Below are 6,766 nucleotides of genomic sequence, written 5' to 3' on the forward strand. Positions count from 1 at the left end.
CTCAGGGAGGTGCGCACGATGCCTAGCACCAGTGGCAGAACCAAACCCCACCCGCATGACGACGCGCCCGACACCGGCACGGACTTCGAGCGGCTCGCGGGGCTCTCCGACGGCCCGCAGCGCAGGCGGCTCAGGGATGACCTCGTCCAGGCCTGGCTGCCCATGGCCGAGCGGATCGCCGTCCGGTTCAAGGGGCGCGGCGAGTCCCTCGAGGACCTCTACCAGGTCGCGGCGCTCGGCCTGGTCAAGGCCGTCGACCACTACGACCCGGCCCGCGGGCACGCCTTCGAGGCGTACGCGGTGCCGACCGTCACCGGCGAGATCAAGCGGCACTTCCGCGACCACATGTGGACGCTGCACGTGCCGCGCCGGGTCCAGGACCTGCGCAACAGGGTGCGGCAGGCCGTGAAGGAGCTGTCGCAGACCATACCGGGGCGGGCCCCGACCGTGGCCGAGATCGCCGCGTGCGCGCAGCTGAGCGAGTGCGAGGTGCGCACCGGCATGGAGGCCCTGGAGTGCTTCTCCGCGCTGTCGCTGGACGCCGAGATGCCCGGCACCGACGGCTACGCGCTGGCGGACGCGATCGGCGGCCCCGATCCGGCGTACGACGTCGTCGTCGACCGCGTGGCGGTCGGGCCCTGTCTGAAGGCGCTGCCGGAGCGCGAGCGCACCATCCTGTACCTGCGGTTCTTCGGGGGCATGACGCAGAGCCGGATCGCCGACCAGCTCGGCATCTCGCAGATGCATGTGTCACGCCTGCTCAGCGGCTGCTTCTCCCAGCTGCGTGAGGAACTCCTCGCCGAGGCCCGCTGAGCCGAGGCGCCGTACGGCCCCTGGTGGGTTCCTCGCCTCACCGCTCCGGTGGGGCGTCCGGGATCTGCGTGGGGCCGTAGCGGTCCAGGGCGTCCTCCAGATGGGCCCTGATCTCCGGGGGGATCGTTCCGCTGCGCCCCCAGATGAGGATGAGTTCCGCGACGTTGCGCAGCTTGATGTTCGTGTGCTGGGAGACCTCCTTCAGCACCTCCCAGCCCTCGTCCGGCGTCACCCGGCCGAGCGCGACGACCATGCCGATCGCCTGGTCGACGACGGCGTGCGAGACCACTGCCTCCTTGAGCTGTTGGACCTGTTCCTGCAACGCGAAGATCTGGTCCGAGCCCTCGTCCATGGGCATGGTCACCTCCCGTCGGCGGCGTGGGTCTACACATCCGGCCCCTCCATCGTGTCACTCATCCGCCCTGTTGCCACCGGGCGCCGGAAGGGCGCGCCACCCGTTTCGGGGCGGCCGAGCGGGTACTCGGCAGGCGCATGGAGCGGTTCCGGTTGGACACTGGTACGAGACCGGTGGCTGCCGGTGGACGAGACCAGGACGCGACTGCCATGAACCACGACATCTCACGCCCCCGCCGCACGACACATGTCGTCTCCTCGCACTCCGTGGCCGGGGCGCCCTGCTGGGTGAGCCTGACCAGCCGTGATCTCGACACCACCGAGGACTTCTACGGGGCCGTGCTGGGCTGGGAGTGGCGCTCCGCCAAGCTGGGCGACCGCTTCCGGATGGCGCTGGTGGACGGGACGCCGGTGGCCGGGATCGCGGGCGTCGCCACCATGTGGCAGATGGCGGTGGCGTGGACGCCGTACTTCGCCGTGCCCAGCGCGGACGAGGCCGTGGCGCGGGCGACCGAGCGCGGCGGTACGGCCGCGGTCGGGCCGCTCTCCTTCCCGCCCGGGCGGGCGGCGCTGCTGGCCGACCGGGACGGGGCGACCTTCGGGATCTGGGAGGGCGCGCTCGTCGCCAACTGGGAGAAGTGGCGGCTCGCGGCCCCGACCTTCATCCGGCTGCACACGCGAGACGCCTTCGACGCCGCGATCTTCTACGGCGAGGTCCTGGACTGGGCGACCGAGCGTCCCGGTTGCTGCGAGGTCCAGTACGAAGGCGGCGAGGTCGTGCTGCGCAGCCAGGGCGACATCGTGGCGCGCATTGTCTCCGGCGCTCTGGGGGCGGCCCCCGACCCCACCATCCGGCCGCACTGGCAGATCCACTTCGCCGTCGAGGACGTGGCGGCCTGTGTGCGGGCGGCGGAACAGCACGGCGGCAGCGTCCTGTCGAAGGGCAGCGAGGAGGCCGTACTGCGCGACCCGGACGGCGCGCAGTTCACGGTGACCTCACGCCGCGAACACTGAGCCTGCGGGTGCTCCCCGACCGGCCGATGCTTCAGTGTTCTGTCTTCAACGCTTCGCGCGCGGCTTGCTGAAAGGCGGCAAGCGGCGTCTGCTTGGCAGAGGCAGCGGCCTCGAACCGGGCGTGGTATTCGGTCACATGACCCATGCCGTCCCGGATTGCCGCGCGCGCCCACTCCACGCCGATCATTTCCCACTCCCGCATTGCCCGGTGAAGGTCTGCCGCAGTGGTGGCCACCGTCCGCGGCCCCGCCACAGCCACAGCCGACGAGGCCGTGCTGAACCTTGCCCAGGCATCGTGCGTCTCCGTGAAGGCTGCCTGCCATTCGGCCGGTGTGCTTCCTTGCGCGGCCAATTGGTCGGCCATCTTCCACCATGCCGCGTTGAGTTGACGCGTAGCGGCCAGGTATGCGGTGTAGGCGTCACGCCTCATTTCGTCACGCCACCGTTCGCGAGCGGCATGCTGCTGCGCACGATGGTGCCGGAACTGGCCGACCACAGAGAGCCAACCGCCGCCAAGCCCTCCGACCGCCCCCACTGCCGCACCGATGACGGCTGCCATGCTCCCGTCCACAGTCATTGATTAGAACCGGGGACGATCCCGTGCGCCAGATCGCCTCCGTGGACAACCGGCCTCCGCCGCCCCTCAGCCGGCCGTGCGGGAGGGGCGGGTGAGCAGGACGAGGCTGCGGGCCTCGACGGTCATCGTGCTGCCCGCCTTGTGCTCCGTCTCGTCGGGGGTGCCCAGCGGGACGGCGGTGTCGACGAGCGTCGTCCAGCGTTCGCCGTAGGTGACGTCCGGCAGCAGGAACTCCATCGGCTCCCAGTAGCTGTTGAGCAGGAGCAGGAACGAGTCGTCCACCACCCGGCGGCCGCACGGGTCGGGTTCCGCGATGGCGTCGCCGTTGAGGAAGACGCCGACGGAGTGTGCGTCCGAGCGCCGCCAGTCCTGCTCCCTCATCTCCCGTGCGTCCGGCGCCAGCCACACCAGGTCGGGCAGCGGCTGACGGGCGTGCGTCGCGGTCTCGCCGCGGAAGAACCGGCGCCGGCGCAGCACGGGGTGGGCGGCGCGCAGACCGATGACGTACCGGGTGAAGTCGGCGAGTTCGCGCTGCTCCTCGGTCAACTCCCAGTCGATCCAGGAGACTTCGTTGTCCTGGCAGTAGGCGTTGTTGTTGCCGCGCTGGGTGCGGCCCAGCTCGTCGCCGTGGCCGAGCATCGGGATGCCCTGCGAGAGCAGCAGCGTGGCCAGGAAGTTGCGCTGCTGACGGGCGCGCAGCTCCAGCACGCCCGGCTCGTCGGTCCCGCCCTCGACGCCGCAGTTCCAGGACCGGTTGTCGCTCTCGCCGTCCCGGTTGCCCTCGCCGTTGGCCTCGTTGTGCTTGTCGTTGTACGAGACCAGGTCGCGCAGGGTGAACCCGTCGTGCGCGGTGACGAAGTTGACGCTGGCGCGCGGGCGGCGCCGGCTGTGCTGGTAGAGGTCGGAGGAGCCGGTCAGCCGGGAGGCGAACTCGCCGAGCGTGTGCTCCTCCGCGCGCCAGAAGTCCCGTACGGCGTCACGGTACTTGCCGTTCCACTCCGACCACAGCGGCGGGAAGTTGCCGACCTGGTAGCCGCCCTCCCCCACGTCCCACGGTTCGGCGATCAGCTTGACCCGGCTGATCACCGGGTCCTGCTGGATCAGGTCGAAGAACGCCGACAGCCGGTCCACCTCGTGGAACTGCCGCGCCAGCGTGGCCGCGAGGTCGAAGCGGAAGCCGTCGACGTGCATCTCGGTCACCCAGTACCGCAGCGAGTCCATGATCAGCTGCAGCACGTAGGGGTGGCGCATCAGCAGGCTGTTGCCGGTGCCGGTGGTGTCGTAGTAGTGCCCCCAGTCGCCGTCCACCAGGCGGTAGTACGAGGCGTTGTCGATGCCGCGGAAGGAGAGGGTGGGGCCCTTCTCGTTGCCCTCGGCGGTGTGGTTGTAGACGACGTCGAGGATCACTTCGAGGCCGGCCGCGTGCAGCGCCTTCACCATGGACTTGAACTCGGTGACCTGCTGGCCGCGGGTGCCGTGGGCGGCGTAGGCGTTGTGCGGGGCGAAGAAGCCGATCGTGTTGTAGCCCCAGTAGTTGGACAGTCCGCGGCTCTGCAGGACGCCGTCCTGCACGTACTGGTGCACCGGCATCAGCTCCACCGCCGTCACGCCCAGCGCGGTGAGGTGCTCGATCACCGCCGGGTGCGCCAACCCGGCGTAGGTGCCGCGGAGTTCGGCGGGGACGTCGGGGTGGGTGCGGGTCAGCCCGCGGACGTGCGCCTCGTAGATGACGCTGTCGGCGTACGGCCGCCGGGGCGGGCTGTCCTCGCCCCAGTCGAAGGCGGGGTCGGTGACCACGCCGAGCATGGTGTGCCCGGCGCTGTCGTACCGGGAACGCCCGTCGGCCGCGCGCTCGAAGAGCGAGGCGTGGTTGTCGACCTGTCCGTCCACCGCCCGGGTGTACGGGTCCAGGAGCAGCTTCGCCGGATTGCACCGATGGCCCAACTCCGGCTGCCACGGCCCGTGCACCCGGTAGCCGTAGCGCTGCCCCGGGCCGACGTCCGGCAGGTGGCAGTGCCAGACGAAGCCGTCGACCTCGGTCACCGGGACGCTGCGCTCACCGCCGCCGTCGTCGACGAGGACCAGTTCGACGCGTTCGGCGACCTCGCTGAAGAGGGCGAAGTTGGTGCCCTTCCCGTCGTAGGAGGCGCCCAACGGGTAGGGGTGCCCGCTCCAGACGGGCACCCCTGCCTTTGCCTTGCGCCGGCGTTTCGCGGTCACCGGGCGTCCTCCAGGGCGCCGTCCGGATCGCCTGCCGGAGCGGCCAGCGCCGCGGCCGGCATCTCGCGGGGCACCTGGAGCACCTCGCGCAGGCTCGGCGCGGGCGGCAGCGGCACGAGGGGCACGCGCTCGCCGGCCCGGGCCCGCTGCGAGAACCAGATGACCTTGCTGCCGTTGTCGGTGGCGCAGCAGCCCCAGCCGTCGCTCATCGCGGCGATGTGTTCCAGGCAGGAACGCAGGTCCTGGTCGGGGCGGAGCTCGCAGTCGTTCTCCCCGATGGCGGTGATCAGATGCTGGCCGTTCCACCACATCTCGATCGACGTGCTCTTGTCCGTCGCGTGTTCGTCTATGGCCTTCAGCAGCAGTTCGGTCCCGCCGCAGACGGGCTCGACCAGCGTCTCGAGATCCCAGAGCCTGAGGTGAGCGGCCAGGATGCGCCTGACCTGTCCGATCCGCTCCGGGCCGACTTCCACGTCGAGGTGGTAGTAGCAGGGCACTGCGGTCTTCATCTTCGTTGGCTCCTCACCGGCGAAACTCCCGCTCCTTCCCCGTCCCGGCGGGACGGGCACCCGAACGCGAAGCGTGAGCGCTGATCGCTTCTGAGTCACCTCAAGAGTGGGAGCACTACGCCATACGTGCAACACGAGCACACATCCGGGGTTGTCGGGACGATTGGGACGGCAGAGATGGTTGAAGATCCAACAGGACGTTGAGTGCTCATGCATGCACCATGTGTGAAGACCTCGATGCCCGTAAACGCATCCGTGCGTGCCCGCGCACGCACGGCCGCCACCCGACGGTCGGGAGACGCGCGATCGAGCCCGGAAGGGGAACGGCGCCATGCTGCTACCGGCCAAAGCCGAAGTCGCCCGGCAACTGCGGCGTTATCGGGCCTGGGAACGCGTCATGCTCGCGTCCCCCGCGGACCGAGCGGTGCGGGCCACCTTCGAGGACTCGGGCTACACCTTGTGCGTGCTGATGGGCAAGCGCTGCGCCCGCGAGGCCGCGGACGCCGCCGAGCGTTATCTGCGCTCCACCCTGGGCGCCTATCTCCAGGAGCAGGACGAACGGCCCCGGACGCCGGCCGTCGGCCGGCGCGGTCCGCCGAAGGCGCACCGACGCTCCCGCGCGGAGGCCTAGGCCTTCCGGCGCAGTTCGTACCCCCCGACCGGGCCAGAAGGGCCCGGTCTTGAGCACGGTTGAGGTGAGACTCATGAGTTCTATTCCGGCCATCGGCCGCATCCCGGTGCGGGACGTCCACCCGGCCGTGGAGTGCGGAAAACGCCCGGCCAAGGCGGTCGTCGGGGAAACGTTCGAGGTCACCGCGACCGTGTTCCGCGAGGGCCACGACGCGGTCGCCGCCAATGTCGTCCTGACCGATCCGGAGGGCCAGCACGGCCCGTGGACGCCGATGCGGGAACTGGCCCCCGGCTCCGACCGCTGGGGAGCCGAGGTGACGCCCACCTCGGAGGGCCGCTGGACGTTCCGCGTAGAGGCCTGGAGCGACCCGGTCACCACCTGGCGGCGCACCGCCCGCATCAAGGTCCCGGCCGGCATCGACACCGGCCTGGTCCTCGAGGAGGGCGCCGACCTGTACGACCGGATGGCCGCCGGGGTGCCCCAGGGCCCGGGGCGGGCAGCGGTGCTGGCCGCGGCGCAGACGCTGCGCGACGACACCCTGCCGGTCGCCACCCGCCTGGCGGCGGCGTTGACGCCGGAGGTCGATGCGGTGCTGGCCCGCCATCCGCTGCGGGAACTGGTCACCGCCTCGCAGACCCTGCCGCTGCT

At 70.7% G+C, this 6,766-nt stretch carries 8 protein-coding genes; 4 read left to right on the plus strand and 4 right to left on the minus strand.

Going from position 1 to position 6,766, the window contains the following annotated elements; genetic code table 11:
• Positions 1 to 18: 18 nt before the first annotated feature.
• Positions 19 to 813 carry an RNA polymerase sigma factor SigF gene (locus ABZ880_RS31230; protein ID WP_361269465.1) on the plus strand — a complete coding sequence of 265 codons (795 nt, stop codon included), beginning with the start codon at positions 19 to 21 and terminating at the stop codon, positions 811 to 813.
• Positions 814 to 850: 37 nt separating this feature from the next.
• Here ABZ880_RS31230 and ABZ880_RS31235 read toward each other — a convergent pair whose 3' ends face one another.
• Entirely contained in the window at positions 851 to 1,171 is a 321-nt protein-coding gene (locus tag ABZ880_RS31235; protein ID WP_361269468.1) for an ANTAR domain-containing protein, read from the minus strand.
• Positions 1,172 to 1,377: 206 nt separating this feature from the next.
• Here ABZ880_RS31235 and ABZ880_RS31240 point away from each other — a divergent pair, with 206 nt between their 5' ends.
• Positions 1,378 to 2,181, plus strand: a complete 804-nt coding sequence (locus tag ABZ880_RS31240) for a VOC family protein (RefSeq protein WP_361269470.1) — start codon at positions 1,378 to 1,380, stop codon at positions 2,179 to 2,181.
• Between the two features lie 31 nt (positions 2,182 to 2,212).
• Here ABZ880_RS31240 and ABZ880_RS31245 read toward each other — a convergent pair whose 3' ends face one another.
• From ABZ880_RS31245 to ABZ880_RS31255, 3 genes are all read right to left on the minus strand, one after another.
• Positions 2,213 to 2,740 (minus strand): hypothetical protein, encoded by a 528-nt coding sequence (locus tag ABZ880_RS31245; protein WP_361269473.1) that lies wholly within the window; start codon positions 2,738 to 2,740, stop codon positions 2,213 to 2,215.
• Between the two features lie 84 nt (positions 2,741 to 2,824).
• Positions 2,825 to 4,942 carry a glycogen debranching protein GlgX gene (gene glgX / locus ABZ880_RS31250; protein WP_361269503.1) on the minus strand — a complete coding sequence of 706 codons (2,118 nt, stop codon included), beginning with the start codon at positions 4,940 to 4,942 and terminating at the stop codon, positions 2,825 to 2,827.
• A 32-nt stretch (positions 4,943 to 4,974) separates the two neighbouring features.
• Positions 4,975 to 5,487: a pep a2 gene (locus ABZ880_RS31255; RefSeq protein ID WP_361269476.1), complete on the minus strand. Its 513-nt coding sequence runs from the start codon at positions 5,485 to 5,487 to the stop codon at positions 4,975 to 4,977.
• A gap of 331 nt (positions 5,488 to 5,818) precedes the next feature.
• On the opposite strand from ABZ880_RS31255, the gene ABZ880_RS31260 reads away from it, so the two are divergent.
• A complete protein-coding gene (locus tag ABZ880_RS31260; protein WP_361269478.1) occupies positions 5,819 to 6,118 on the plus strand; it encodes a DUF5133 domain-containing protein in 300 nt (99 codons plus the stop codon).
• Between the two features lie 73 nt (positions 6,119 to 6,191).
• Positions 6,192 to 6,766 (plus strand): maltotransferase domain-containing protein (locus tag ABZ880_RS31265; protein ID WP_361269480.1); only part of this gene is annotated, 575 nt, incomplete at its 3' end.

It is taken from the genome of Streptomyces sp. NPDC047043, assembly GCF_040644055.1.
Lineage (GTDB): Bacteria > Actinomycetota > Actinomycetes > Streptomycetales > Streptomycetaceae > Streptomyces.

What these genes read in the sequence shown, in the direction of transcription:
- ABZ880_RS31235 (WP_361269468.1), bottom strand. Translation starts at nt 1,171, where the DNA reads ATGCCCATGGACGAGGGCTCGGACCAGATCTTCGCGTTGCAGGAACAG.
- ABZ880_RS31260 (WP_361269478.1), top strand. Translation starts at nt 5,819, where the DNA reads ATGCTGCTACCGGCCAAAGCCGAAGTCGCCCGGCAACTGCGGCGTTAT.
- ABZ880_RS31255 (WP_361269476.1), bottom strand. Translation starts at nt 5,487, where the DNA reads ATGAAGACCGCAGTGCCCTGCTACTACCACCTCGACGTGGAAGTCGGC.
- ABZ880_RS31230 (WP_361269465.1), top strand. Translation starts at nt 19, where the DNA reads ATGCCTAGCACCAGTGGCAGAACCAAACCCCACCCGCATGACGACGCG.
- ABZ880_RS31240 (WP_361269470.1), top strand. Translation starts at nt 1,378, where the DNA reads ATGAACCACGACATCTCACGCCCCCGCCGCACGACACATGTCGTCTCC.
- ABZ880_RS31245 (WP_361269473.1), bottom strand. Translation starts at nt 2,740, where the DNA reads ATGGCAGCCGTCATCGGTGCGGCAGTGGGGGCGGTCGGAGGGCTTGGC.